We start from the raw sequence: 2,703 nt of genomic DNA, 5'->3' as shown, positions 1-2,703 counted from the left end.
CCCCGCCGTGACCACCCATGCCGGCCACCGCGGTGGCTGAACCGGCCGCACCCAGCCCGCCGACGCCGCCGGCGCCGCCGCCGCCGAAGATCAGACCACCGGCACCACCGTTGCCTCCGGTACCGCCGGCCGCGCCGCTGCCCGCATAGGCGGTCCCGCCGGACCCGCCGTGACCGCCGGAGCCGAACAGGAACGCCGACCCACCGGCCCCGCCACTGCCACCAGCGGGGCTGGTGGGCGTACCCGGCGTGCCCGACCCGCCATCGCCGCCATTGCCCCACAACCATCCACCGGGACCACCGGCCTGCCCAGTGCCCGGCACCCCATTGGTGCCCGGCCCAAACAGCGGGCGCCCGGTTAACTGCTGGACCGGCGTATTGATCGCGTCTTGCACCCCCGCGGCCGCAGACGTGGCCGCTTGCAGCGGCGACGCGCTGGCGGCCTCAGTGGCCGCATACAACAACCCACCGCCATTCAGTGCCTGCACGAACTGGTCATGAAACAGCGACACCTGCGCGCCCAGCGCCTGAAACTGCTGGGCGTAACCGCCAAACAACTTCGCGACCGCCGCCGACACTTCGTCCTCAGCCGCCGCCACAATCGACGTCGTCGAGCCCGCCGCCGCCAGACGGGCCTCGCTGATCGACGACCCCAGGCTGGTCAAGCTGGAAGACGCTGCGGCCAACTCGTCGGGCGCGGCGAACAAGAAAGATGACATGCTAACCCCCATCACAAGCGGGTGGCCCAAGTCCGAGCAGGACCCTCAAGACTGTTTCGAGACGCTACGCCCGCCCGCTCGAAGCATCGCCGCACCTTGGCGATCTGTGACACAAGGCCTGTCATGTGGGGACTTAAGTCACACCCCGTAAGGCCAAGAAATGACCCGCGGCAAACACCGCGAAGCCAACCGCCCCAACAGAATCGCGATGGGCAAGCCCCTAACCAATCCCAAGACGGCGCGAGGAGGGGTCACCGCGAGAAAATTCACGCCGCTATCGCGCAGGAGCGTCGCATTGAAATCCTCTGCCGTAGCGGCGACATCAGAATCCCGCTTGGTGTGCCCTTCGAACCCGATCCGCAATTGACAATGATCGCGCTGGAGATGTTAACCGGACCGTTCCTCTACGGCTTCATGCCGCTTGGACGGCTACGCGGTCTTAGTCGGCAGGCTACCGACATCGACCGAAATGGGGCAACGGACCGTAAATCGGTGGGCGGGCAACTGATCTGCTGATGGCGGCGGTTGGCCGCACCGCCACGCTGGATGCGCCCCACGGGCCCGGATTGCCATTGTTGCGGCAGCGAATGTCTCGCTAGTCGGGCGCACCCCAAATCGGTCACATTGTTGCCTATCACGCCCGATCCTCGTCGAACAACGTCGGGCCTTCGTCGATCGGCGGCCGCTCAGCGAGCACGTCCTCGAGCGATGATTGCTGCGGCGCTTCCCATGTTGGCGGGATGAACGCCCCGATGACACTGCGCTTGGCACGGTAACGCCGCTTATCCTTGCGCACCAAATTGAGCTTCGATAGATCATTCAGGTCACGGGTGGGCGTCCTTTCGCCGATCTTCGCGTAGATACGCGCTAGCCGGGGCGTCGAGGCCCCGGTAATAGCCGTGATCGCGGGTCTTGTTGTAAAAGTCGGAAAGCAGGTTGGTCGCCACGGTGGGCACGACGCCGGATTCCGAAAAGATTTGCACCTCGATGAGGCGTGCCAGTCGACCGTTGCCGTTGCCAAACGGGTGAATCCAGGCGATGTACAAATGGGCGAGCATCGCGGCCAGCACCGCGTTGATGAACCGCTCACGCACCGGCGACTCCGGGCTTACACCTGAACGCAACTCGGACGAGCCACTGCACGAAACGGTCGACCAAGTCGGGCACGTCCTGCCAACACGGGGCCAGGTATTTGCCGGCGGTGATGTTGTGCTCGCGCAACTTACCCGTTATGACTTCGGGCGCGTCGGGTATGCCGGCCAGTATTTGGAAGTTCAGTTCTTCCAGGCGTTCCCGCGTGATCGGCAGCGCCTGACCGCTGCGCAGCGCAAGGTCGATGTCGCGGATCGCCGCGAGGATATTCGCGCACTTCACGCTCTTGGTATTGGCGCGATTTACCGACATGGGCAGTGCCTTCGGAGACGATCCGTTTCACTTCGGACTCGGTGAGGGTGTTGCCTTCGATGGCCGTTGTCGCTTGGACACCGCGTGCCAGGTATACCGCGCCCATTTCCTCGGCCCGCGCAGGCTTCAGAGGGACGCCGGCCAAGTGCTGGCACTTGCTCATCGCTTCGCCCATATCAAGCCAGATGTCGGGAGTCAGCGCCCTAGTGTCGAACTCGAAGCTGTGTAGGGGTGCTGCTCTGGCCGAGTCACTGGTAGTCGGGGGCGCGGTGCTCAGTGAGCCCGTTTCCCCTTCCCCCTTATCTGTGTTGGGGACCCCCGTAAAGGTGGATCCGGGTTGGTCGTTGTTGTTTGGCCCGTGCTCCCCGCTCCGTGTTGAGGGGCGGTGGACCGCAGTCGGGGTCGAGGTGGAGCGCCCGCAGCGCAGCGAGGACGAACGACCTCGAGGCCGACCAGGATCCGCCGCATACTGGGTCGGCGCGGAGCGAGGCAAAGACGTTGCGGTTCAAATCATGTGACGCCTCCGTGAGTGCTGAGGGGTCGAAGACAGCAAGCGTGGCGTGCCGGCGCCCAGCCTTATC

At 64.9% G+C, this 2,703-nt stretch carries 4 protein-coding genes; all 4 read right to left on the bottom strand.

Going from position 1 to position 2,703, the window contains the following annotated elements; genetic code table 11:
* Nucleotides 1-718 (bottom strand): PE family protein (locus B4U45_RS28270; RefSeq protein ID WP_219859585.1); only part of this gene is annotated, 718 nt, incomplete at its 3' end.
* Between the two features lie 634 nt (nt 719-1,352).
* Entirely contained in the window at nt 1,353-1,514 is a 162-nt protein-coding gene (locus B4U45_RS28265; protein WP_158006303.1) for a hypothetical protein, read from the bottom strand.
* Between the two features lie 28 nt (nt 1,515-1,542).
* On the bottom strand, nt 1,543-1,812 hold the full coding sequence (locus B4U45_RS28260; RefSeq protein WP_075545659.1) for a Fic family protein: 270 nt from the start codon (nt 1,810-1,812) through the stop codon (nt 1,543-1,545).
* Nucleotides 1,805-2,122 (bottom strand): Fic family protein, encoded by a 318-nt coding sequence (locus B4U45_RS28255; protein ID WP_075545658.1) that lies wholly within the window; start codon nt 2,120-2,122, stop codon nt 1,805-1,807. Before B4U45_RS28255 ends, B4U45_RS28260 begins: the two co-directional genes overlap by 8 nt.
* Nucleotides 2,123-2,703 lie beyond the last annotated feature (581 nt).

Origin of the sequence: Mycobacterium persicum, assembly GCF_002086915.1 — a bacterium.
Taxonomy (GTDB): domain Bacteria; phylum Actinomycetota; class Actinomycetes; order Mycobacteriales; family Mycobacteriaceae; genus Mycobacterium; species Mycobacterium persicum.
This window is presented reverse-complemented; position numbering and strand designations above follow the sequence as displayed.